The organism is Methylosarcina fibrata AML-C10 (assembly GCF_000372865.1).
In the GTDB taxonomy this organism is placed as follows: domain Bacteria; phylum Pseudomonadota; class Gammaproteobacteria; order Methylococcales; family Methylomonadaceae; genus Methylosarcina; species Methylosarcina fibrata.
Genome location: NZ_KB889965.1, coordinates 2919577 through 2943373 on the forward strand (window position 1 = coordinate 2919577; position 23797 = coordinate 2943373).

The 23797-nt window shown below is 57.0% G+C and carries 18 protein-coding genes; 4 read left to right on the forward strand and 14 right to left on the reverse strand.

Annotation, left to right across the window (positions count from 1 at the left end; translation table 11 throughout):
- Positions 1-222: 222 nt before the first annotated feature.
- The 5 genes from A3OW_RS25010 to A3OW_RS0113760 form a co-directional block, all read right to left on the reverse strand.
- Positions 223-1014, reverse strand: a complete 792-nt coding sequence (locus A3OW_RS25010) for an energy transducer TonB (protein WP_020564021.1) — start codon at positions 1012-1014, stop codon at positions 223-225.
- A gap of 311 nt (positions 1015-1325) precedes the next feature.
- Positions 1326-2531: a PepSY-associated TM helix domain-containing protein gene (locus A3OW_RS0113745; protein ID WP_020564023.1), complete on the reverse strand. Its 1206-nt coding sequence runs from the start codon at positions 2529-2531 to the stop codon at positions 1326-1328.
- Between the two features lie 174 nt (positions 2532-2705).
- Positions 2706-5183: a TonB-dependent siderophore receptor gene (locus A3OW_RS0113750; protein ID WP_020564024.1), complete on the reverse strand. Its 2478-nt coding sequence runs from the start codon at positions 5181-5183 to the stop codon at positions 2706-2708.
- Between the two features lie 218 nt (positions 5184-5401).
- A complete protein-coding gene (locus A3OW_RS28320) occupies positions 5402-5695 on the reverse strand; it encodes a type II toxin-antitoxin system VapC family toxin (RefSeq protein WP_332309825.1) in 294 nt (97 codons plus the stop codon).
- A 92-nt stretch (positions 5696-5787) separates the two neighbouring features.
- Positions 5788-6021 carry a type II toxin-antitoxin system Phd/YefM family antitoxin gene (locus tag A3OW_RS0113760; RefSeq protein WP_020564026.1) on the reverse strand — a complete coding sequence of 78 codons (234 nt, stop codon included), beginning with the start codon at positions 6019-6021 and terminating at the stop codon, positions 5788-5790.
- A gap of 236 nt (positions 6022-6257) precedes the next feature.
- Between A3OW_RS0113760 and A3OW_RS0113765 the strand changes: the two genes are divergently transcribed.
- On the forward strand, positions 6258-6500 hold the full coding sequence (locus A3OW_RS0113765) for a type II toxin-antitoxin system Phd/YefM family antitoxin (protein ID WP_033412587.1): 243 nt from the start codon (positions 6258-6260) through the stop codon (positions 6498-6500).
- A gap of 235 nt (positions 6501-6735) precedes the next feature.
- On the opposite strand, the gene A3OW_RS0113770 is transcribed toward A3OW_RS0113765, so the two are convergent.
- The 5 genes from A3OW_RS0113770 to A3OW_RS0113790 form a co-directional block, all read right to left on the reverse strand.
- Positions 6736-9216 carry a TonB-dependent siderophore receptor gene (locus A3OW_RS0113770; protein ID WP_020564028.1) on the reverse strand — a complete coding sequence of 827 codons (2481 nt, stop codon included), beginning with the start codon at positions 9214-9216 and terminating at the stop codon, positions 6736-6738.
- A gap of 449 nt (positions 9217-9665) precedes the next feature.
- Positions 9666-10694 (reverse strand): FecR family protein, encoded by a 1029-nt coding sequence (locus A3OW_RS0113775; RefSeq protein ID WP_020564029.1) that lies wholly within the window; start codon positions 10692-10694, stop codon positions 9666-9668.
- Between the two features lie 83 nt (positions 10695-10777).
- A complete protein-coding gene (locus A3OW_RS0113780) occupies positions 10778-11302 on the reverse strand; it encodes an RNA polymerase sigma factor (RefSeq protein WP_157386020.1) in 525 nt (174 codons plus the stop codon).
- A 374-nt stretch (positions 11303-11676) separates the two neighbouring features.
- On the reverse strand, positions 11677-12888 hold the full coding sequence (locus tag A3OW_RS0113785; protein WP_020564031.1) for a PepSY-associated TM helix domain-containing protein: 1212 nt from the start codon (positions 12886-12888) through the stop codon (positions 11677-11679).
- Between the two features lie 13 nt (positions 12889-12901).
- A complete protein-coding gene (locus tag A3OW_RS0113790) occupies positions 12902-15409 on the reverse strand; it encodes a TonB-dependent siderophore receptor (RefSeq protein WP_020564032.1) in 2508 nt (835 codons plus the stop codon).
- A 430-nt stretch (positions 15410-15839) separates the two neighbouring features.
- Between A3OW_RS0113790 and A3OW_RS0113795 the strand changes: the two genes are divergently transcribed.
- Both A3OW_RS0113795 and A3OW_RS0113800 read left to right on the forward strand, forming a co-directional pair.
- Complete coding sequence (locus A3OW_RS0113795; RefSeq protein WP_020564033.1) at positions 15840-16358, forward strand: RNA polymerase sigma factor; 519 nt, start codon at positions 15840-15842, stop codon at positions 16356-16358.
- Between the two features lie 27 nt (positions 16359-16385).
- Complete coding sequence (locus A3OW_RS0113800; RefSeq protein WP_020564034.1) at positions 16386-17390, forward strand: FecR family protein; 1005 nt, start codon at positions 16386-16388, stop codon at positions 17388-17390.
- Positions 17391-17672: 282 nt separating this feature from the next.
- Here the strand turns inward: A3OW_RS0113800 and A3OW_RS0113805 are convergent, their stop codons facing one another.
- The 3 genes from A3OW_RS0113805 to A3OW_RS25020 all read right to left on the reverse strand — a co-directional run bounded on the left by A3OW_RS0113805 (position 17673) and on the right by A3OW_RS25020 (position 20523).
- On the reverse strand, positions 17673-18665 hold the full coding sequence (locus tag A3OW_RS0113805) for a FecR family protein (protein ID WP_020564035.1): 993 nt from the start codon (positions 18663-18665) through the stop codon (positions 17673-17675).
- Positions 18666-18726: 61 nt separating this feature from the next.
- Positions 18727-19242, reverse strand: coding sequence for an RNA polymerase sigma factor (locus A3OW_RS0113810; protein WP_020564036.1), 516 nt, complete (start codon positions 19240-19242; stop codon positions 18727-18729).
- A gap of 420 nt (positions 19243-19662) precedes the next feature.
- Positions 19663-20523, reverse strand: coding sequence for a transposase (locus A3OW_RS25020; RefSeq protein WP_232422386.1), 861 nt, complete (start codon positions 20521-20523; stop codon positions 19663-19665).
- Here A3OW_RS25020 and A3OW_RS28875 point away from each other — a divergent pair.
- On the forward strand, positions 20483-21085 hold the full coding sequence (locus A3OW_RS28875) for a transposase (RefSeq protein WP_408605654.1): 603 nt from the start codon (positions 20483-20485) through the stop codon (positions 21083-21085). The genes A3OW_RS25020 and A3OW_RS28875 overlap by 41 nt on opposite strands.
- A 203-nt stretch (positions 21086-21288) precedes the next feature.
- Here the strand turns inward: A3OW_RS28875 and A3OW_RS0113830 are convergent, their stop codons facing one another.
- A complete protein-coding gene (locus A3OW_RS0113830; protein WP_157385896.1) occupies positions 21289-23691 on the reverse strand; it encodes a TonB-dependent siderophore receptor in 2403 nt (800 codons plus the stop codon).
- Positions 23692-23797: the final 106 nt, after the last annotated feature.

Here is a 23797-nt window from a genome sequence, read left to right on the forward strand (position 1 = left end):
AGAGAGCATTTTTCATGCCTGCTTTCATTACCGGCCCGAGTACGGAATTTTCCCCCGGACGCTCGAGCAGAAAGTGCAAGTCACTGCGGGAAATGGCGCATCCGGTGCGTCAAATGACACAGTGCGCCGGCAGGCCCGATAAAGCACGAGCCCACACGGCAACCGGGACCGGGCCTGTGGAGTTGCGGGTAGCGCATAAACTGGCCGGCACGGTTTCTTCGCCTACCACGACTCCCGTTCCTGCAGGGCAAACACGATCGGCACCCGCACCGTGCTGGCCATCGCTGTTTCGCCGCGCATGGCCGGCACGAACTGCCAGCCTTTGACGGCCTCAGCAGCCGACTCGTCGAGCAGGTCATGGCCGCAACTACGTTCGACCGTCACCGATTCGGGTTTGCCTTCCACGCTGACCATGACCCGCAACACGACGGTGCCTTGCCAGCCCCGATTCCTGGCGGTACGTGGATAGTCCGGCTTGGGATTGTGCAAGTAAGCCGGATTGACGTAAGCCTCGGTATAGGGCTGGGTTTCCGCTTTCGGAACGGGACTTGCGTTAGTCAGCACCTTCGTTGCATCGTTGGTTTCGGGCTGCCGTTGCAGAACTTGCTCCGTCGCCGCAAACGCGGACGGCGCCCCGTCAGCCGTTTTTTTCAGCCTGGGCTTGGGCTGGATCTTTTTCCGCGGCATTTTTTTTGCCGCCGGCCGCGGCGGCGAAGGCGGCGCCTGCACGGGTTTGGGTGCCTGGACCGCCAACAAGGACACTTCAATAGGCATCGGTTTGGCGGCGGGTTCAGGGTCGGCGGTCAGCCTGAACCATCTGACGCCGGATACATGCAGCCCTGTCACCAGGACCAGAATCCAGAACAGCAACGCCATATTAAGCGGGCGCCCTCTGGCGGGCGTCCCGGCCTGGATCCAATCCGCGCGATGGCCGCTGACTTTGGGTACATCGAGAAATGAAGCCCGATGTTGATCGAGGCGAAAAAAATTTCGGGTCGGAGCGTTCAAAGACATAAAGAAAACAGTTGTTCAAGATGTCCAAAACGTATCAAAACGCATGCCAACGCCACCGACTCCGTCCTCTACATCATCGTTTCCGCGATTCGCGCAACGATATCGGAAGATGGAAAAAACGCTATCCGGAACTATTGGGTCATATCCCGCAGGCAGTGTGGCATATGAAGCACTGCGGCAATCCGGCTTGCAGGCGGCGTCATTTCTGCTCATGGACAACGGATTCCCGCGCTGGACGATCAACCGCGACAGGTTGCCCATGCTGCCGGCACGGTAACGTCGGCCCGCCTTTTCTTTCCGGAAAACCCGGTTTATCCGCTCCGCATTTTTCGACGGCCTCTTTGCTTCTGCCGCCAGCGGATGAAGCCGGTGACAAACAGAACCGGGCAAGCCAAGCCGCTTAAAAACACCAGGATGCGTCCGGTCCAGCCGAACGCCTGTCCCGAATGCAGCGGCCATTGCCAGTGCGTGAAGATTTCTCCGGCGCTGGCCTTCCGGTCGGAAGGATCGTCCACATCGAGGATCGCGCCGGAGTATTGGTCGATCACGACGCAGCGGCGGTGAATCAGGCTGCCTTCGGCCTGGATGCCGTCCTTGCAAACGGTATAGGTGCCGGTCGGCGAGGAAATGCCGTAAATCCAGTCGGCGCGCCCCTCCGGATAGCGCCGGTCGGCGATCGCCACCGCGTCCGCCATCGTGATCGGCGGCTTGCCCGCTACCGGCTTCGATTGAAACCAGTAGCGGTAAGTCACCGGCGAAAACAATTCCAGCACCGGTACGACGTGTTCGGGCGCGTCCATGTAGATGCCCGAAAACAGCACCGGGATCAGCACCGCGGCCGAGTAAAAACCGAAGGTCTTGTGCAGATCGAAATTCAAGCGTTCGGCGCTGGCCCGCCGTTTGACCGTCAACGCCTGCAACCACTTGCCCGTCAAGGGCCACCACACGATCAAACCGGTCAGCACCGAAATGATCAGCAACGCCCCCATCAAGCCGACCACCTTGTAGCCGACGTCCTCGCCCAGAAACAAGGCGTAATGCAGTTCGAACACAAAGCCGATGAAGGTCAACGGAAAAGGATTGTCCGACGTGCTCGTCAGACGCTTGCCGGTCACTGCGGCCGTGTACGGATTGACGTAAACTTCCCAACTTTCGCTGCCGCCGCCGGCCAGAGGCTGCATGAAATTCATTTTCAACGCGGCTTCGCCGTTGCGCGGATAGTTCGAAAAAACATGCACGGCCGTTGCCGGCATCGCCCGTTTGCCGGCCTGAAACAGTTCCGCCAGCGGCTTATAGTCCGGCGCATTCTCCGGCACCGCGACGGTCAGCAGCGCCGGATTCAACAGCTCGTTGATCTCGGCGTGAAACACCAGAATGCTGCCGGTGACGCCGAAGACCGACAGAAACAGGCCGAGCGCAAGACCCAGCCACAGATGCATGTCCAGCCAGAGTTTGCGGCGGAATTTAAGCCGCTCCAGGCGTGCGTTTTGAGTTGGCAGGACGGTGGTTCTACTCATCGGTAGTCGTGACTGTGTATTTTCAAAATGGACTTTCAAGTTTTTCATATCACTGGCCATGGTTCCCACGCTCTGCGTACCCATAGGGCATTAAAATGGGAACGGGTAAGGACGCTCCGCGTCCCGAACCGCAGAGCAGTTCAAAAAACGTTTCCACGCAGAGCGTGGGAACGATCAAAACTCCACTTTAATGGAGCCGATTGCCATCAACGGCGCGCCCGGATAAATGCCGTTGCGCGGCGAGACGTTGGAATCGGGATCGGTCGATTCGTAATAGGTTTTGTCCAACAGGTTGCGGATATTGAATTGTGCAGTCACCGGCGTTTTTTTGACGTTCCACTTATAGGCGGCGAAGGCGTCCACGCGCACGTAACCCGGCAACTGGAAGGGATCTCCGTAATAGAAAAAATTGCCTTCACGCTGGCCTGCCGCGATTCCGCCCAGGCCGACGCTGAACCCTTCCAGAGCCTGATGACCGTTGAAATCGTACTTAAGCCACAAACTGCCGGCGTGCTCCGGTACGTTGGGCAGGCGACTGCCCTCGCCGCCGTCGTTGTTTTTGGTGATGCGGGCATCGGTATAAGCATAACTGCCGATAATGCTGAATCGGTCGGTCAGTTGACCGGTCACGTCCAGCTCGATACCCTGGCTGCGCGCTTCGCCAATCGCCGCGCTGACGTTCGGTTCACCCGGCACCGAGGTTAAAATGTTGCTCTTGGTCAGATGGTAATAAGCCAGCGTCGCCAGGAGCCGGTCATCGAACAACTGCGTCTTGACGCCCGCCTCGAATTGCTCGCCGATTTCGGGATCGAACGTTTGCCCGGTCGCCGACACGCCGTTATTGGCGCCGAACGAGGTCGTCCAGTTGCCGTATACGCTCAGCCAGTGCCACGGTTGATACAGAATGCCGACGCGCGGGCTGAAGCCCTGGTCCTTCCGTTTGATCGAAGGCGACGAGCCTTCCAGGGCGTTGTCGGCTTCATCAAAACTGCCGCCGCGACCGCGGCCGACTTGCGTCCAGTCGTAGCGGCCGCCGCCGAAAACATGCAGCTTGTCCCACAAGGTGATGTGATCCTGGAAATAAACCCCGTACCATTGCGTGACGAAGCGCGAGTAATTTCTGCCCGGCTGCACATAAGTCGCCAGCGTTCTGTCGAAAACGGAAGGATCGATGCCGTAGCTGGCGCTGGGGTTATAGATGTCGATGGCAAGATCAGGGTTCGGATTTTGCCAGTCGCCCTGGGTATGATAGGTTGTATGCGATTGGGTATAGTCGAAGCCGACCAGGATGTCGTGTTTGGTTTGCCAAAGATTGAACTTGCCGGTCAGATCGAGGTTGGTCGCGTAGGCTTCGACCAAGTTTTCTTCCGAAAAAATATTCCTGTCCAGCGTCCGGTTGTCGGGCCTGAGCGCGTTGCCGAACGCGGGCGACGGATTGACGAAAGTCATCTCGACTTTTTCCCGGCTCATCAGGAAACGGTTATGAACCGCCCAATCGTCGTTAAAGCGGTGATTGAACTCGGTGCCCAGGTGCACCTTGGAAAGATGATCGACCGGATCATTGGGGTCGCCGAAGGAGTTTTCGATCGGAATCGGCGCAGGCCGGTCGCCGATGGCCGGAATGCCGAAGTCGGCTTGAAAATCCTGGTCAACGCCTTCGACGTTGAAGCTGAGTTCGGTTCGGTCGCTGATTTTCCAGGTCAGGCTCGGCGAAACCATCACCCGATCGGTAAAGATCAAATCGCGAAACGACTCGTTGTTCTGGTAGGAACCAGTGAATCGATACAGCAAGTTTTTGCCGTCGTCGATCGGCCCGGTCGCATCCCACTGAGTACGGTAATAATCGTAGGAGCCAAACTGCTGTTCCAGCGAGTAATACGGCAGGTTTAGCGGTTTTTTGGTGGTCACGTTGATCAGGCCGCCCGGTTCGCCGCGTCCATATAGCATCGCCGCCGGGCCTTTCAGCACTTCGACGCTCTCCAGATTAGCGGTGTCGAATTCGCTGTTGAAGCCGTTCGATTGCGTGGTCAACAAACCGTTACGAAAGACTTGATCCTGACGAAAGCCACGCACGATGAAGCCCGTACCCATGCCCAGCGTCGGTTGGGCGCGCACGCCGCTGACGTTTTCGAGCGCATCCTTGATCCGGACGGACTTCTGATCGTTCATGACCGTTCTCGGCACGACCTGAACCGAGGCCGGCGTCTCGATGAGCGGCGTGTCGGTCTTGAGGGCCGTGCTGGAATTGACGACCGTATAAGCCGTATTGTAAGGATCGGCCGCATCGAAGTCGGCTTCGCCTTGTACCGTCATCGGCGGCAGCGTATCGCTTGCCCGGGTTCCCTCCACGGCCTTTGCCTTCAGGGCCGCCGCGTTACTACCGGTAAAGGTATAATCGATGCCGGTCCCCGCCAGCAGCCTGCCCAATGCCTTGCCCGGACGGTAGGGACCTTGCAGCCCGGCGCTGCGTTTGCCCTGCAATAGGCCGTCGGCGTAAAACAGATGCACTCCGCTCTGCTTCGAAAATACATCGAGCGCGGACGCCAGAGGCTGCGCCGGAATGTTGAAATCGACGGTGTTTTCCTGAGCGGCCTGAGCGACGGCAACCACTCCGAGCCATAAACCCAGCGCGGCGGGCGATGAAAGATGCATGTTTCCTCCGAGATTGATGACAGTCTCGGATAAGACGGCTCAGTCGGGAAGGGACCGCCACGGCAAGGCGAAATTTTTTTCGTTTGCCATCGTGTATTTTCAAAGCGAACTTCGCTTCCGGAGTCCAAAGGATCGGCCGTCGAATTATCGTCGGTCAGCCAGCACCCCGGATTGCGTTGTGCGGAAACAGGGTTTTCGTGGTGGCCGAAAACAGAAGGTCATCGCCGAGCGTCAAAGCGTTTCAGCGTATTGTTCCATTGTAATAGCGGTTGGTCGGCGGTCAGGAGTAGCGCTCCTTTGATCTGGGCGGTGGCCACAATGAGCCGGTCTGCGGGGTCGCCGTGCAGGACAAGTTGGGCGGCTGCGATGCCGATGTCGCCATCAACAGGAATTTCAAGCAACCCCAGGCGCAGAAGGTCGCGCCGCCACGCCGCTGGCGGCAGTGCCATGGTTATCCGCCCTTTGGCGACGAGCATGGCGGTTTCCCAGAATGAGATCGCCGAAACCGCCAGTTATCCCTGCTGTAATGCGAGGTCGGCACACTTTCGTGCTTCGGCTCCCAAGGAGGGATCATCCTGGTCAAGCCAAATCAAGGCATGCGTGTCTAGCAGGACGAACATTCGGCATCCCAGGGTTCACCTAACGTTCCCACGATATCCCCGGCAATGCCGATTTTACTTTTATGGCAGCCGGCGAGGGTCGCAGGTCTTGAGACTATCGGACTTAGCTGCGCTACCGGCTGGCCGTTTTTGATGATGATGCTATCGCCTGAATCCGTCACTTCGTTCATGAGTTGCAGGCATTTGGCTTTAAATTCGGAAGCTTTAACGGTTTTCATTCTATTACCCCCTAAATGACTATGGGCATGACTATAGTTCTGCGAATATAGAAAATCAAACGGATTGGAGAAAGGGGCCGGGTTGTCATCTATAGATTATGAACTGCGCCGCCTACGGCAAGATTTCCCCGCGAACGGAACGATGGAAACATTTGGAATATATTCGACCTATACTTGACCACGCCTGTATAGCGAGCCATGATTGACCGACCCTAGCCAAGGCTATGAGCATTTCCATGCAAGTCAACATTCTCGAAGCGAAAAACCGCTTGTCCGGCTTGGTTGCCGCCGCCGAGCACGATGAAGAAGTCATCATTGCCCGCAACGGCGTGCCTGTCGCCAAAATCGTCAAATACAGCGCGCCGCGGGTAGCGACGTCCGGTGCCTGGAAAGGCAAGGTTTCCTATTCGGAGGACTGGAACTCGGCCGCCACCAACGCAAAGGTTGAAAGTTTATTCCACGATGCGCCTGTTGCTTGATACGTGTATCGTGTACGACGGGTTGATGGGCGTCATTGCGGACCGCCCGTTGATTAGTGCAGCCTTCCGGTAATTTCAGCGAGTAGGTTGATGACATGGACTCCTCTTTACTCCGTTTAATTGATTTGGTGCATTATGACACCGCAGGAGGGAGAGGAGTCCATATCATCAATCTACGCGGCTACGCGCTACCTTACGGGTTTATCCAGCTTACCGCGTAGTTTAGACGGAATATTTAAAACTCTATTTTTACCGATCCTAAAAACGTCAGCGGCGCTCCGGGAAAAATACCGTTGGAAGCGGAATTCTGCGATGAAGCGTAGTAATGCTTATCCAGAACATTATCAATATTTAACTGCGTAGTAATTTTTGATTTGTTCAGATACCAAGAATAAGCTGTCATCAAATTAAAGGTAGCGAAGCCGGGAAGTTGAAATTTGTTGGCGTTATTGCCTTCTCGTTGTCCACGCGCAATCATGCCTGCGCCGAATTTAAGCCCGCGCATATCGCCGCTTTGTAGTTCATAAGTCGCCCAAAAACTTCCACCATGTTTTGGTACATTGAAGAACCGGTTTCCTTTGTTCCCGCTGTTGTCCCGTGTGATTTCAGAATCGGTAAGAGCATAACTGCCTATGACATTCAAGCCGGGATAAACCTCTCCTGACATATCCAATTCCAAACCTTGGTTACGCACCTCGCCAGTGTTGATAGAAATGCCTCTGTTTGCAAGATCCGGGTCTGGATGCGGCGTGGCAATATTATGTTTGGTTAAATCAAACCATGCGAGCGACGCGGTTAAACGATCATTGAATAACTGCATTTTCATGCCTACTTCCCATTGCTCGGCCGTTTGTGGAGGCAGAGCTTTATTGTTTTGATCTTTATTGAATGTATTTGCTAGCCCGAAATTCTCGACATAGTTGCCATAAAAACTCAATTCATGTAGAGGCTGCCATACGACACCGAATCGGGGCTTCACTGCATCTGCGCGCTGATTTCCTATAGTTGTATCTGTAGGGGAGTTTCTTGCCGTAAACACATCTTTAGTAGCCACTTCCGCATCATCGTAACGAAAACCGGCTAATAGCTGAATATTAAAAGGAAGCTTGACTTGATCTTGAACATAAAATCCGTACCAGTTTTCATCAATACTAAATATTTCTGTAGTGTTAGGATTATTTAATAAGCCAACAGAAGTTTCCGTAAAAATTGGATTAAATAAATCAACTGCCTGTGCTGTTGCGACTTTTGCCAAGCCGCTTGATGCCGTTGAATTGTAATAATCCCACCCGAATAACAAGGTGTGCTCAAGTGGTCCGGTATCAACCTTCCCTGTCAAATCGAGCGATGTATAATATTGTTCGCCAGACCAATTACTGGTTCGTATTCTCCGGTTCATATTACAAGTTGAAAGATTACAGCCGTTGGCAGGACCGGCCACAGCTATACCAGGAGATAACGGGAAATCCGCTATAAGCGCATTAAATTTATGGCTCACAGACCAGCGGTCATTGAATGCATGAGACCAATTTAGCCCGGCCCAAAACGAATCGCTTTCTTGTATCAATCCTTGAGGTCCCGCTAAGTTGCGGTTGCGCGGCACTGCGGCGGGTCTCGTCCCGATTGCCGGCAATCCTTGATCGAAAGTATCACTGCCGTGTTTGTATTCAAGTTCCAATGTTGCTTGCGTTTTATCGCCGATATTCCAACGCAGGACCGGCGCAAAAAATACGCGGTCGTTATTGACAAAATCACGAAAGGAACCGGCGTCTTCATAAGCGAAATTGAGACGATAAAGCAGGGATTTATCGTCATTAATAGCCCCTGTCGCATCCGCCATCGTTCTATAAAAATCGAACGATCCGAATTGCTGCTGTAACGAATAATACGGCGTGGACAAAGGTTGCTTTGTGACAACATTGACCATGCCGCCCGGCTCTACTCTTCCATAAAGAATCGAAGAAACACCTTTAAGCACCTCGACACGTTCGAGATTTGCAGTTTCTCTAAATCCGTCTGTCAGCCATGATGCGCTTACCCTCGTACCATTGCGATAAAATTCATTGTTTAGGAAGCCTCTTATCATTGCTCCGCTTTGATTATGACTGTCTCTCGTCAATGTATAGACACCACTGACATTATCAAAAGCTTTTTCCAAACGTACAACTTGTTGATCGTTTAACACTGCCCTAGGGATAATTTGAATATTAGCCGGCGTTTCCATGATCGGCGTATCGGTCTTGGTCGCCGTCGTGGCGTTGGGCCGGTTGTAATCCGGGTTGTAGGGGTCTGTGGAATCGTATTCGGCATTACCCGTCACCGTCATCGGCGGCAGCGTGCTTGCACCGGGCGCGGAGTTGATGGGCACCGATCGTTTTTCCAGCGTGACGGTATGATCGTTGATGTAGCGGTAACCATAACCGCTGCCCTGCAGCAACCGGTCGAGCGCCTGTTCCGGTGTCATCCGCCCCTCCAGGCTTTTGGCATTCAGCCCGCGTATGCCGTCGGCATTGAAAACCACTTCCAGACCGGAATCGGCGGCGAATGCCATCAGCGCATTGTTGAGCGATTGTGCCGGAATGTGGAAGTCGCGTGCGGCATCGGCGGCCGCTACGGTTTGGACGTTCAGCCAGACGCCGAAGCATACCGTCGCCGCCGTCCGTAGCATCGTGCCGTGCCGGAGCCTGTGAGTCCTGTTGTCGAAATGTCGTTGCATGAGTTCTCCGGGTTATGGTTGTATCTGCTAGAGAACCCGTGCGAACCGGAAAAAATCACCGTGAGCCGATGCAACTATTTTGTATGCCGATGCGGTATAAAAATATTTTTACTTATAATTCAAATAAATAAGACTTGATAAACGGCATGATTTTGTCAATTCGATAGAACGGGCGCAGGCAGCGGCTGCCGCGACCGGAGGCGTAAGACGATCTTGGACGTGGCGGGGTTGGTAACCTCGTTGCTTACGTTTGGCCATGAGCATTGGCCAATAAAATGAAACGTAACGGTCGGGTTTGCAAAACCCGACCGGCGCGAGTAAATATGTGCGTCCATGCGCCGTAGGTGCGAATTTATTCGCACCTACAATAAGATAGCGCTTTCGCCCTGCTCCCACTCTTGTCTTTCGATTTTCACGGTAACCGCATTGCCTTTCTGACCGGGGCTTTGCTAACGATGCAGCCACACCCACCACGGACCGACGCGGGTTTGCCGCAACCCCAACGCCCGGCAGACCGAATCGAGCACCTTGTCCGGATCGTCCACGGTAAAGACGCCGGTGATGCGCAGCTTTTCCAGCCCGTCACCGCGCAGAAAAACACGTCCTGCACGGTAGCGGCCCAACTCTTCGACCAATTCGGACAGCGGCCGGTCGTTGACCCACAAGCGATGCCGCTGCCAGGCCGTGGCCTGGTCGAGCGGGACCGGTTCGGGGGCCGGCAACAGGCTTCCCGGCCGGTAACTCAGCTTTTGGCCTTGTTCCACTTCAATTTCGGAAGGCGGCTGCCGGGCCGCTGCCGGATCAAGGCCCACGGCGACCGCATGCTCCTGCACAGTGACGGTCACGTCGCCGCTGTCGGCCTGATACACGTCGAAGACCGTGCCGAGGGCGCGAACCGCCAGCCCGTTCGCCTGCACGACGAACGGCCGGCGCGGGTCCCCGACCACGGTAAAGCGCGCCTGCCCCCGATGCAGGATAACGTTTCGACGGAATGCGGTGAAATCCACCGAGACGGCGGACTCGGTGTTCAACAGCAGGCGGCTGCCGTCGCTGAGCGTAAACTCGCGCATCTCGCCGGTTTGCGTGCGGTAATCGCCGAACAGTGCGGCCAGCGGATGGAAACGGCCCGGCAGGATCAGGTTGACGGCCAACAGCCAGACGGCGGCCGCCGCCAGCGAGGCGGACAGCCACACGGGGTAGCGTTTTCGGCCCCGCCTGCCCGCAACCGGCAAGTCTGCGTGAACCGGCGCAGCGTTGGCCGCCCGGTCCGTGCTTTGCGCGCGTGCGGCCAGGGCCATCTCGTCGAACAAATTTTCCGCCTCGCCGAAGGCTTCGGCATGGGCCGCATCCTCGGCCAGCCAGTTCGCGAAAGCGCGCACTTCCTCGTCGCTCATGTCGTCCGAGCGCAACCGCACCAGCCAGTCGATCGCCTGGCATTTGATTTCGGAGCGCTGAGTGTCGTTTGCGGTTAGCGGCATGACGGAAGGTTAGAGAAAGTGGGCTCTGATAAACAATAATACGTTCGACGGACGAAATCGTACAGTGATGATGGCTGCGATGTTCATGCGTCGTCCAGCCGGTCCGCGCAATGCGCCATCGCTTTAGCCAGGTGCTTGCCGACCATGGACTTGGAAATGCCCATGCGCGCGGCAATTTCGGTGTAACCGAGGCCTTCGACGCTGTGCAATACGAATGCGGTCCGGCAGTTGGCCGGCAAATCGTCGAGCGCCTGCTGCAACCGTCCGAACCGTTGCTTCGAGATGAGGATGCGTTCCGGATTAGCCGAATCTTGACCCGCAAGGGTATCGTGCAGCGTATCAGTATCGATTTCGGCGCCGAAGCGGTTTCTGACCGCTATCTTCCGCTGATAGTCGACCGCCAGATTGACGGCGATATGAAACGCCAGCGCGCGGGCGTCGTCCGGCGGGCTTTCCCGACAAATCCGGTGCAGCCGGAGATAGGTTTCATGCGTCAAATCGGCGGCTGTTTCCCGGCACTTCAAACGTCCGGTCAAAAACCGCAGCAAATCCTTCGCGAGCGGCTCGGACCAAAAGGATAAGGTTAAGGCTGATGCGGAGTCGGTCACGGTCAAGGCGTGTTCAAATCATGTTGGCGATTCATCGGGCCGGTTGGCGCTTTCTTCCGCTGAAGAGGCATCGTGATATTGTCCGTGTCTGACTCAGCGAGCTATCGCAAACTATAGGCAAAAATCATGCCTTTATTAGCCGGGGGACGAGTGGTTTCGCCGGATCACGCAGTGCAATTCTCCGGATGCGGACGGAGCAACCAGGGATACAAAGGCAAAACCGCCAGCCCAACCGGCTTCGGCAAGCACGGTCTCCTGTTTTTTCGCGCTCCGGTCAGACTATCTACTAAAGAAAAAAGTGTGTCATATCACGCAGTCGTTGCGGCAAACGACGTACTTTTTCGGAAACGGGAAGTCGGTGCCATGAACGGAATTCAGGACGGACGTCGAGCCGTGCGCCGCGCCCGGCGTTTCTGCCGCCAGCGGATAAGGCCGCTGACGTAAAGCAGCAGAGGTGCCAGGCCGACAATGCACCAAACGATACGGCCGGCAAGCCCCAAGGCTTCGCCGCTGTGCAGCGGCCACAGCACGTTCAAGAACGTTTCTCCCCCGGTAAACCGGTTCGGATCTTGCACGGCCAAGATTTGGCCGCCATACTGGTCGATCCATACCTTGCTGCGCGGCCAGCGACGGTTGGCTTCGCCCGCTTGCCTTTTCGAAATACAGTAAACGCCTTCCTTGCCGTCGGGCGTTTCCACGCCGCGCAGTTCCGCATCGGGGAAAATCCTGTCTGCAACCGCCACAGCGCGCGCTACCGAAATCGGTCGCGCACCCGCAGAAAGCCGGGACCGAACATCCGGTTCCTGCAGATGCTTGTCCTTGACGGCCGAAACAACGCGTACCAGCGGCTTGATGTAATCGGCATAACCAAACGAAAATCCGGTAAACGCCAGAATCAATAGAATAATCGAACTGTAAAAGCCGGTAGTCTTATGCAAATCGAAATAAAACCGCTCAGGACTTGCGCCCCGTTTTACGGTCACGGCTTTTTTGAAATTTCCCCCGCGCGGCCACCACAGATAAAGCCCGGTCGAAGCGGACGTGAACAAAAACAAGCCGAAAAAACAAACCGAGTTAAAACCGATCCGCCCGACTCGTGGACCGATTTTGCCGGTCATTAACGCGGCGTGCACTTCATAGATCAAGGTCCATAACGTGCGTCCCCAATAACTCTCGGCCACGATTTTTCCGCTGTAAGGATCAACCAGTACCCGGAAGGGCGCATACAACTCATCGGCGGTTTCTGTCGGCTTCGGGTATTCCGCCCATAAATAATCGTTGCCATAGCCCGGCAACAGCAGCGACCATTTTCCCTGCTTGTCCGGATGCGCGGCTCGAACCGTTTGCAGGATGTCGTCCAGCGAACGTGGCAGTGCCCCGGTTTCATGACGTACCGGCGGCAGCCCCAGCTCTTCCAGCTCATGGATGAAGACATTAAAAGACCCCGTCAGCCCAAGAACGACAAAGAAAAATCCCAGCGTCAGGGCAAGCCATAAATGCACTTTCAGCCAAGCGCCGCGAACACGCCGGCGCCAGCGCGAGGCGCTATTGATACTTGCAGACATCGTCAAAAAATAAGATCGCATGGTGATCACTCCCTCAAAATTCCAGACGGACCGAACCCATCGCCGTCAGCGGCGCACCCGGGTAGATGCCGACGCGCGGCGGCGCGTTTTGAAACGGGTCGGTGGATTCGTAATAGGTCTTATCGAGCAGATTGCGGATATTGAATTGCACGGTCAGACGCGAATCACGGAGTTGATAGGTATAGCCGGTATAGGCATCCAAACGAACGTAGCCCGGCAACACGAAGGTATTGTCGTCATCGCCCTGCCGCTGGCCGGCGGCGAACACGCCCACGCCGAACTGCCACCCGTTGAGCGGCTGGTAATGACGAACGTCATACTTGAGCCACAGGCTGCCGGAATGCTCGGGCACGTTGTTCAGGCGGTTGCCCTGCAATCCGGAGTAGTCTTGGGTGATACGGGCATCGGTAAAGGCATAGTTGCCGATGAGGCTGAGTTCGTCGGTAATCCGGCCGTTCAAGTCGAACTCGATGCCCTGGCTGCGCGCCTTGCCGATCGCGGCCATGGCGAAAGGATCCGGACTATTGAAATCCCGAGTCAAAATGTTTTCTTTGGTCAAATGGTAATAAGCCAATGTTGTAATTAGACGCTGATCGAAAAACTCGGTTTTCAAACCGGCTTCGAATTGCTCGCCTCTTTCCGGATCGATCGTTGCACCGGTCGAGGTGAGGCCGTTGTTCGCCCCGAACGAAGTGGTCCAGTTGCCGTAAACGCTGGCCCAAGGCCAGGGTTGATAAAGTATGCCCACGCGCGGACTGAAGCCCGTATCCTTGCGCGTCGGCAAAGCCGCTTCGGCAGCCTCAAACGAATCACCTCGGCCACGACTCGTCGTAGCCCATTCGTAACGCCCTCCGCCGAGGATGTGAAGCCTATCCCAGAGCGTAATGTGGTCCTGGAAGTACACGCCATACCAGTCATCTCTAAAATAGCTATGGTTTCTGCCAATCGGGAACGGCGTCGACAGCGCCTGAGCATAGAAGGAAGGGTCGATGCCGTATACCGGGTTATAAATATCGATTTCCAGGCCAGGCACCGGCGCCTGATAATTACCCTGCGTCAGATAAGTGCCGGTCGAGCGCAAGTAATCGAAGCCCATCAACGTTTGATGCCGAGTACCCCACAATTCCAGATTGCCCGTTAAATCCAGATTGGTGGTATAAGTCTCGGATGAAGCGGCCTGCGAAAAAATATTGCGCAAATAGGTGCGGTTGCCTGCACTCGGATCGAGAAACTGTGCGACCGTGAACGCATTAGCGGGCTTGACCGAGATATTGTTGTCATCGACAAAAGTCGCCAGAAACCGATTGCGCAGCGTCCAGTCCGCATTGAAGGCATGGGTCAAATTAAAGCCAAGGTTCACTCGGGAATTAGTATCGACAGGATCGTTGGGATCGATGAAGGAGCGGCTAACCGGAATCGGCGCCGGCCGGTCGCCGATCGCGAACAGGCCTCTGTCGACCTGATAGTCCTCATGCAACGCTTCCACTTCCAGGGAAATTTCGGTGGCGTCACCGGGCCGCCAGGTCAAAGACGGGTTCACCAGCACCCGGTCGTTAAAATTGAAATCCCGGAACGAACGATTGTTTTGATACGCACCGGTAAATCGGTAACTCAACGACTTGTCTTCGGTCACCGCATCGGTGGCATCCCATTCGGTGCGATAGAAATCGTAGGAGCCGAACCGCTGCTCCAGAGAATAATAGGATTCGTCCCGAGGCTTTTTGGTGACCAGGTTGATCAGGCCTCCGGGCTCGATACGCCCGAACAGCACCGCCGCCGGGCCTTTCAACACTTCGATCCGCTCCAGGTTGGCGGAATCGAAATTCGATTCTTCACCGACGGACAAACCCAGAGCAACCAGACCGTTACGGTAGATGCGTCCGTTCCGGAAGCCGCGGACAATAAAAGCATTGCTTCTGCCCAAAGACGATTGCGGCCGCACGCTGCTGACGTTTTCGAGCGCGTCTTTGATCGTCGTCGTTTTTTGATCGCTCATCACCGCTTTCGGCACCACCTGAATCGATACCGGCGTTTCGATGATCGGTGTATCGGTCTTGGTCGCCGTGCTGGAGTTGTGGATGGTGTAATCCGTATTGTAAGGATCGGAAGAATCATAGGCGGCCGTCCCGCTCACCTGCACGGCCGGCAAGGTCGCCGCCGACTTCGGTTCCAACTCCGCCTTGTTCAGCTTCGGTTCGATAATCGCCGTATCGCCGCCCACCATCCGGTAGCCGAGGCCGGAGCCCTGCAGCAACCTGTCCAAACCATGCTCGACCGTGACCGTTCCGTGCAGCGCCGGCGCTTTAAGGCCGCGCGTCAGATCGGTATTGATGACCAGCTTCAGATCGGCCTGATCGGCAAAGTCGGTCAGCGATTCGGCCAGATGGCCGGCCGGAATCGCATAGGCGCGGGCGGCAGGCAGCGCAGGTTCGGCGGCGGCGCTGCCGGGATGGGCCAGAACCAGCGCCATGGCAGTCAAGGCGGCGGGCGCCATGTCGTGGTTGACGAGGGTTTTCCTCATGTTTTCTCCTAATCTTGTTTGTGAGGACGATGGGGCGTATCGAACGCTCCTTTTCTTCACAACGTTTCAGGAAAAAAATCATGAATACGGGGGCCGTATATTCGCGAAATTTTTTTTGCGCGCAGCGGCGGACCGCGGCCTCATGCCCGCCAAGGATTTAGCGGTCAACCATTCCCGCATGCGCCGGCGCCGCTCCAAATCGTGCTTCGGGCAGTCCACAACAGGTACTGGAGTCCAAAGCTCGCTTTGGACTCCGGGAGAATCCCGGGTGAGCCATATCACACACTTTCGGCGGCAAGCGGCTCAACCATATCCGTAACCCGGCAATATCATTTTGATGAATAAAGTAAAATCTTGGTATGGCGCAAGTTTTGCTTAGGATTTCGGCATTATCCAGCCATCGTTTCACCTTTAATCTTACGCATTGCTCATGACTGCCCGCGCGGATACCCTCGGCCATTTCTTTCTGGAAACCCGTGACGAACTGATCGGCTTCTTTTATCGGCGGCTGAAATGCGCCGACACCGCCAAAGACCTGGCCCAGGAAACCTATCTGCGGCTATTGAGCTGCGAACGGCGCGCGCCGGCGCAAAATCGCCGGGCGCTGACGTTTTTCATTGCCGGCAATCTGGCCGTCGATCATGTGCGCAAGGAATCCGTGCGCGCCCGCCATGCGCCCGTCTCCCCCGAAGCCGCCGACTTCCTGGAGCAGGTTCCGTGCCGCAACCCGGACGCCGAACGCCGCGCCAGCGCCTGGCAGGATCTGGAGCGGATCAGTGCGGCATTGGACGAACTGCCGGAAGAAAACCGCAGCGCCTTTTATTTGAGTGCCATCGAAGGACTGACTTACGCGCAAATCGGCGAGTGCCTGGGCGTGTCCGAACGGGCCGTCGCCAAACGCATCGCCAATGTCTTGAAACATTGCCGGGCGCGGTGTGCGGCGGACTAGCGGAAAACGGTTTATCTCCGCCCGGCTTTGGTTTATCGTTACCATTTTTACCTTTACCCCTCGTCTTTAATGTCTACCGAATTCGACAATACCGGCGAAACGCTGGCCGACACGGCAATCGACTGGCTGGTACTGATGCGCTCCGGAGCGGTCGATGCGGACGCGCGCCGCGCTTTCGAGCGCTGGCTGCAGGAAGACGCGGCGCATCGGCAAGCCTATGCCGAGGCTGAAACCCTGTGGAGCAGCACGGCAAAAGCGCTCGGGCAATCCGGTGCGCCGGCAGGCGCCCTGACGCATCGGCCGCGCGCCGGACGCAAGACGTGGCATGCCGGTCTGGCCGTGGCGGCAAGCGTAGTGTTGAGCGTTGCCGTCGTCTGGACGGCGCTCGCGCCGCGCTTGCTCGGCGATTATTCGACGCAGGCAGGCGAGCAAAAGCGCGTCGAGCTGGCCGACGGCAGCACGGTGCTGCTGAACACCGACAGCGCGATCGCACTGGACTGGTCCTCCGAACGGCGCCGCATTATCCTGCTGAAAGGCCAGGCCGAATTCCGGGCAGCCCCGGATGCCGCGCGTCCTTTCGTGGTGGCGGCGGGAAATCTGTCGGTGCGTGCGCTGGGAACCGTATTCGAAGTGTACGAGCAGGCGTCCGGCGCGGTGGACGTTAGCGTCAGCGAACATGCAGTCGCGGTCGGTCTGCAGGAAGCCGGTGGCGAGGCGCGGCGGGTCGAGGAAGGGCAGCGGTTTCAGTATGCGGGACACGGTCCCTTGGGCGCGGCCGCCGCCGCAGACCTGCACCGGCTCAATGCCTGGAAGCGGGGCAAGCTGATCTTTAAAGACCGTCCTTTGGCTGAGGTGGTGGCCGAGCTGAATCGCTACAGCAGGGCCCGGATCGTGCTGCAGGGCGGCAGGACCGGCAGCCTGCGCGTCAGCGGCGTGTTTCCGGTCGACGGCGGGCTGGTACTGGAGGCGTTGGAGAAATCGTTCTCGTTGCGGGCGCTCCATTTGGGGCCGTGGCTGGTGATTTTGCGTTGAGAAAGCGCCGGAAGGACTGAGTTTTCCATTTCGTCAAGCCTCCGCCGGGAACCGTTACCGTCAAAATGTCCCAATAGGATGTACCGACGAAGGAGGCGCATCGATCGAGACCGCGACAGTAGCAGGGTGCGCACCGCGTACCTTGAGGCGCTTGATTATTCGGCTGGCTTCAAAACGGCGTGCCGTGCAAACGCTACGGATCTTTTCTGAATCGGATAGAGCAATGTTGGGTTGCCAAACCGCGGCAACCCAACCGCTTCAAGCCGGCGCCGAGGAGACCCGTTACCGTTGCGTCGGCCCGTCCGCCGGAACCAGAGCCACCTGCCCTGCCCCGCGCCGCGCCACCTTGACCGGCAGACCGGCGGCGATCGTGTTCAGAGCCAGGTCGAGATCGCCGGTCGGAAAGCTGCCGCTGACTTTCAAATGTTTCAAGGAAGCATCGTCCAGCGCCAAATCGACTGTATGATAACGGCCCAATTGCGCCAGCACTTCGTCCAGCGGCCGGCTCTTGAACACCAGACGGCCGTCGCGCCAGGCCGTGGCGCTTGCGGTATCGGCCGCTTCGACCAAGCCGAAGCGGTCGTCGGCACGGTAGGTCAACTGCATGCCTGGATGCAGCAATTGCCCGTCCCGGTTGGCGGCATTGTCGACGCTGACCTCGCCTTCCAGCACGGTCACCGCGACCCGGTCGCCCTGGCGGTACACGTTGAACTGTGTCCCGACGTCGCGAATCCTGCCGCCGGCGGCCTCCACCGCAAACGGCTTTGCTTCGTCATGCCGCACCGTGAACAGGGCTTCCCCGCGCGCCAGCACGGCGACCCGCGCGGACCAGGTATAGACGACACGCAGCTCGCTGTCGGTATTCAGGTCGATCCGGGAACCGTCGCTCAACACGATATGCGCCTGCTCGCCCTTGGCGGTGCGATACACGCCGTTGTCGAACCAGAGGCGCCAGAGCGGCGTTGCCGCGACCGCCAGCAAGAACGAGGCGGCCAGCGCCAGTCCGGGGCGGAATAAGCGCCGGCGGCATTGCGCCTGGCGAAGATAGGCGCGCGCGGCCGTCAGCTCGGGCTGTACGTCCCGCCGCAAGGGGCCGAGGCTCCGCCAGAAGGTCTCGACCTCGCGGTAAGCCCGCCGGTGGCTTTCATCCGCATTCAGCCAGCGGGCAAAGGCCCGCCGCTGCGCCGCCGTGGCGGTGCCGGAATGCAGGAGCGTGACCCATTGGCTGGCTTCTTCATGCAGCCCGGCCGGGCGTTTCGATATTGATGGAGGCATGATCTATTGTACCCTGGAAAGCGTCGGCAATAAGACGGATTTGCGCGTAAAAAACCGCCAGTTATTGTGACAATTCGTCTCGCGCTTCCTCGAAACAGCGCGCCAGCGCCTTCGCCGCATAGCGTTCGACCGTGCGCGCCGGAATACCCAGAGCCTTGCCGATTTCCGCATAGGTCAGGCCGTCGAAGCGGTGCAGTAAAAATACATGCCGGTAGATCTCGGGCAGATCGTTCAAGGCGCCCAGACAGCTCCTGAGTCGTAATTGCGCATCGGTTGAAGCCTCGGGCCCCGGCTGCGGATCGGCGACGAGGTCGATCTCGTCTTCGTCGCCGGCATGGCGGGCGCGGATTTGCCCATGCCGGAAATAATCGGTGCTCAAATTATGCGTGATCCTGTACAGATAGGCGCGCGGGTTTTCGATGCCGCCGTTCTCTGCATGCTGGATGAAGCGCAAATAGGCCTCCTGGACCAGGTCTTCGGCGACTTCATGATTGGAATGCTGGCCCGCGAACGCCAAAAGCTCCTGGCGGTGCCGGCGGAATAACAGATCGAAAGCGTGTTGTTTGGCAAAGGGCATGAGGGACAGTAAGGAAACTGACAGCGTTCTCGGCTTATCGCAAGCAAGTTGCGGACCAAACTAGCGGATGCCCGCCCCATGCGGCAGGATTGCCTTCCCGCGAACCGTATTTTGTCGTTTGTTTCCAGGCCGTTGCGAGTCTCCGGAGTCTGGCCGAAAAAGCCGGCGCACCGCCTCGGGCGTTTGCGGATAACGCGTTACCGGGCAACCGGGCCCAGCAAAAGCATGTCAAATAACACATCAGATGAGTCATTTGACATAGTTCAATTATTTTACCGGGTCGGCCTCATCACCTATCACTTTATCCCGTTCCACAAAAGGCGGGCAAAGGGATGTCGTTTTGCAGGCCGCGGATAAACCAGGAGACCAGGCTGCGGCGGAGTTTCCTGAAGCTCCAATGGTCGGGATCGTTTTGCTTCCCTATTTTTTTTCGAGCGGCGTCGGACACGTCAAGGCGTCGTCCTGGCCGACACGGACGCACCAGTACATCGCCAATGTCATGACCAGGACCAGCCGCTCCAGGCGGTCCGCATGCCCAAGCTGTGAGCTCTCCAGGTCGAAACCCAGGCCCTTGAAGTCGGAGAACATCGGCTCGATGGCCCAGCGCGCGGCATAGTCCAGCACCGACGCCCGCGACGGAGGGCAGTCCATCGCAATGATCCAAGGCTCTGGATGCCCGGCTTCGTGGAGGATGCCCAGATTCGTCATGCGCTCCTGGGTGAACAGCCTCACCCCAGACAGATAACGTTCCGCCACGCCTTGTGCCAACTGACCGGTAGTGGTCTCGTCGCCCTGCCCGGTGTCCGCCAGCACGTTGCCTTGCAGCCGCAGCCGGTAGCCCCAACCATGGGTCTGGATCCAGCCGAACAGCGCGGCCGAGGGGTAGAACCGGTCTGCCGAGAGCAGCACCTTCACCCCCGCAGGCAGCCAGGCCCGCACCTGCTCCAGCAACCTTTGCTGACCCTCGAAGCCGATGTTGGCCGGCCCCGCCTCCGCCCGCCAAGCCAAGGGCAACGCCCGGTCGCCGACCCGCAGGGCCACCACCAGCAACGCCATCCGGTCGCCCAGGTCGGTCTGATCCATCGCCAGCAGCACGGTCTGGCCGTTCCACGCTGCCTTAGCCAGCGCCTCCCGTGCGAACGGTTCCATCACCGTCATGGCGCACAGCAAGGGATTCTTCAGCAAGCGCCTCAGCCATTGTTCGCGCATGTCCTGCCGCTCGGTCTCCAAGGGCAGCAGATTGGCCAGTTCCACGGTGTTCGGCGTCTGGCCTTCGATCATCGCGCCCACCGCCAGCGCCAATTTCCCTACCACCGTCTTGCCCAATCCCGGAAGTGCCTCCGCAAGCCCGCGCTCCACTTCATTCGCCAGTTTTCTTACAGTTCCCAAGCTTGCCTTGATTCAAAAGTTGCAGAGAGGGATAGTTTACCTGAAACGGATAGGTGATGAGGCACCAGGACAAACACTGCATTGGCCAGGCCGGCGTCCGGTTTGGGGCTGCTTTGTCGCCTTGTCGGCCTTGCGGCTGGACGACGACTGGCTCATCATTGCCAGCTCCGGGGTACCGCAGGCTCAAGCCATCGACGCTTACGCCCGGCGCTGGGAAATCGAATCCCTGTTCGGCTGCCTTAAGAGCCGGGGCTTCAACTTCGAGGACACGCACCTGACCAATCCCGGACGGCTCAGCAAGCTGTTCGGCCTGCTCGCTTTGGCCTTTGCCTGGACTTACCATACCGGGGAGCAGCTCGACAGCCAGCAGCCCATCCTTTTTAAAAAAGTATCGGACGCCCCCTCAAGTCCGTCTTCCGGCACGGGCTGGACTTCCTCCGCCGATGCCTGCTGAATTTTCAACTGCGGATTGATGATTTCCTATGGGCTTTAAAGTTTTTGTCCTGTACTTAGATTTCGCCGTTACAATTTGCCGGATGCACGGGTGTATGGCCGGACGGGTTTTGCAAACCCGTCCGTAAGTTTTATCGAAGCGGCAAAGCGGGTTTGAAACGTTAGATCGGGGTTACAAACCCCGACCTGCCGAGGGCCGAGTTGTTAAAATTCAATCTTGACCGAGCCCAAGAAGGTTCTCGGCTGCCCCACCTCGATGCGGTATTTGCTGAAGGCCGAAGGAAAGTAGTCTTTATCCAGCAAATTGTTGACATTCAATTGCAAGCTCACTTTGGAATGCCCGACTTTCCAGCCGTAGCCGCCCATTAGATTAACCGTCGCATAACCGGGCAGTTGCACCGTGTTGTCGACATCGGCTTCCGATTCGCTTCGAATAACCACCCCGGAACCGAATTTCAACCCTCTCAAGTCGCCTTCCTGAAATTCGTAATTGGCCCATAGGCTCCCTCCATGTACCGGCACGTTTCTTAGCCGGCCAATGGGGGGATAAGAAGAGTCATTCGCTTTAGTCACATTGGCCTCGGGCGTAAAGGCATAAGCCCCGATAAGACTCAATCCGGGTAAAACTTCACCCTTCAAATCGATTTCCAGACCTTTGCTATGCGCTTCGCCAATCGGAATGTTAAACCCTGGATTTGCCGGATCGGCTGCGGCGATGTTTTGTTTGGTAAGATCAAACCAGGCCAGGCTGGCTATGAACTTTTGGTTAAACAGCTCCGTTTTCAGCCCGGCTTCCCATTGCTGTGCGCTTTCAGGTTCCAATGGCACTCCGCCGACGGCTGTGCCCGATACCGCCTGCACGTTTTCACTGTAGCTGCCATAAACCGAAAGCTCCGGAATGGGTTGCCATACCAAGCCGCCTCTCGGTGTCAATCTATCCTGTCGCGGAACCTCGGTTGGGCTCCCGTTAAACGCACTGTTTGATTCCATGCTGTCGTAGCGAAACCCGGCGAGCATATGGAAGTGATACGGCAGTTTGATTTGATCCTGCAGGAAAAGGCCGAACCAGTCATTATGATTCGAAACGGTGAAGGAAAATGGGTTGCTGATACTAGCGCGCAATTGGTCTTCGTTCAAATAGACGGGATTGAAAATATTGAGCGTCGCCGATCCCCCACCGATGTCGAAATTAGCCGAATTCCTATAGTAATCTCCGCCCAACAGCAAAGTATGGTCCAATCCAAAGGTGCTGAATTTTCCGGTCAAATCCACCGAGTTGAAGTAAATCTCCCTATCATTTGGAATAAATGCCGCTGTGAGCGTCAAGTCGCCATTACTCGCCAAGGCATTGCCCGTCGGGGAAAATTCATTGGAACTCTTTAAATACGCATTGAAGCGATGACGGAACGTCCATCGATCGTTAAACGCGTGCGACCAATTGAGTCCGACCAGGGTGTCCTCGAAAGAGGTCATGATCGGATGGCCCAGGAAGCGATCTCCTGGAATTTTGCCAACCTGACCATTAATCGCTACGGTGCCAGGGTCGAATTGAATGTCGCCTTGCCGGTGCTCCAACTCCAGATTCACCTGGGTGCGATCACTGATATTCCATTGCAATACGGGGGCGACGAAAACCCTATCGCCTCGATTGCCGGTATTCTTGAAAGTACCGACGTCTTCATAGGCAAAGTTGAGCCGGTACAACAAGCTGCCGTCCTTGGTCAAAGGGCCGGTCGCATCCGCCGTGGTCCGGTAAAAATCGAACGAACCGAATTGCTGCTGTAACGAATAATAAGGGTTCGAGAGCGGTTTTTTCGTAACATAGTTGATGATGCCCCCGGGCTCACTCTGTCCATACAAAATTGAGGCTGGTCCCTTAAGGACTTCGATGCGCTCCAAATTCGCCGTCTCTCTCCCCGAACTTATGAATTGATTGCCGAAAGGATAGCCGTCACGGTAGGCCACAATGCCGCCGTCCATGCCGAAACCGCGCAAAATGAATTGCTCGAAAATTCCGCCGGAACTCTGGCCGCGATAAACGCCGGACACGTTATCCAAGGCGTCGTTCACGCGCACGATTTGTTGATCTTTTAACACCTGTTTGGGAACGACCTGAATCGAATAAGGCGTTTCCATGATCGGCGTGTCGGTCTTGGTCGCGGTGGTGGCGTTCGGCAAGCTGTAATCCCGGTTATAAGGATCGGTCGTGTCATATTCGGATGTGCCGGTCACGGTAACCGCCGGCATCGTCTCGGCGCCCGAACGCGGCGCCGTGGTCGATTGCGCTTTCTCCAGCGTGACCGTGCCGTTCGGCGTCTTCCGGGCGCTGATCGGGGTGCCGGCCAATAGTCTTTGCAGGGCCTGTTCGGGCGTGTAGCGCCCGGAAACGCCGGGCGACTTGAGGCCGGCGGCGAGTTCGCCGGGATAGCTCAACTGCACGTTCGCCGCGTCGGCAAAGGCATTCAAAGCCGTGCCGAGCGCTTGCGGTGGAATGTCGAAGACGAGAGCGCGTTCTTCGGCGATCATCACGGGCGAGGTAGTGATGGCGACCAAGGCCAGGGGCGCCGATAGCAACCGGGGATGCGGGCGGAACAGGATGTGTGCCATTAAATTCTCCATTGCGAACAAAACGTGCCCGGAAATGTCCGGGGGTCGCAATGTAAACGGGCGGGAGAATTTTTCCCTCAGTGTCTGCTGATGAATTTTTTACCGG

Coding starts and splice junctions, on each gene's coding strand:
- A3OW_RS0113810 (WP_020564036.1), bottom strand. CDS start 19,242: ATGCCCTTTGCCAAACAACACGCTTTCGATCTGTTATTCCGCCGGCAC.
- A3OW_RS0113790 (WP_020564032.1), bottom strand. CDS start 15,409: ATGAGGAAAACCCTCGTCAACCACGACATGGCGCCCGCCGCCTTGACT.
- A3OW_RS0113745 (WP_020564023.1), bottom strand. CDS start 2,531: ATGAGTAGAACCACCGTCCTGCCAACTCAAAACGCACGCCTGGAGCGG.
- A3OW_RS0113750 (WP_020564024.1), bottom strand. CDS start 5,183: ATGCATCTTTCATCGCCCGCCGCGCTGGGTTTATGGCTCGGAGTGGTT.
- A3OW_RS0113795 (WP_020564033.1), top strand. CDS start 15,840: ATGACTGCCCGCGCGGATACCCTCGGCCATTTCTTTCTGGAAACCCGT.
- A3OW_RS25010 (WP_020564021.1), bottom strand. CDS start 1,014: ATGTCTTTGAACGCTCCGACCCGAAATTTTTTTCGCCTCGATCAACAT.
- A3OW_RS0113765 (WP_033412587.1), top strand. CDS start 6,258: ATGCAAGTCAACATTCTCGAAGCGAAAAACCGCTTGTCCGGCTTGGTT.
- A3OW_RS0113760 (WP_020564026.1), bottom strand. CDS start 6,021: ATGAAAACCGTTAAAGCTTCCGAATTTAAAGCCAAATGCCTGCAACTC.
- A3OW_RS0113805 (WP_020564035.1), bottom strand. CDS start 18,665: ATGCCTCCATCAATATCGAAACGCCCGGCCGGGCTGCATGAAGAAGCC.
- A3OW_RS0113770 (WP_020564028.1), bottom strand. CDS start 9,216: ATGCAACGACATTTCGACAACAGGACTCACAGGCTCCGGCACGGCACG.
- A3OW_RS0113775 (WP_020564029.1), bottom strand. CDS start 10,694: ATGCCGCTAACCGCAAACGACACTCAGCGCTCCGAAATCAAATGCCAG.
- A3OW_RS0113785 (WP_020564031.1), bottom strand. CDS start 12,888: ATGCGATCTTATTTTTTGACGATGTCTGCAAGTATCAATAGCGCCTCG.
- A3OW_RS25020 (WP_232422386.1), bottom strand. CDS start 20,523: ATGATCGAAGGCCAGACGCCGAACACCGTGGAACTGGCCAATCTGCTG.
- A3OW_RS0113830 (WP_157385896.1), bottom strand. CDS start 23,691: ATGGCACACATCCTGTTCCGCCCGCATCCCCGGTTGCTATCGGCGCCC.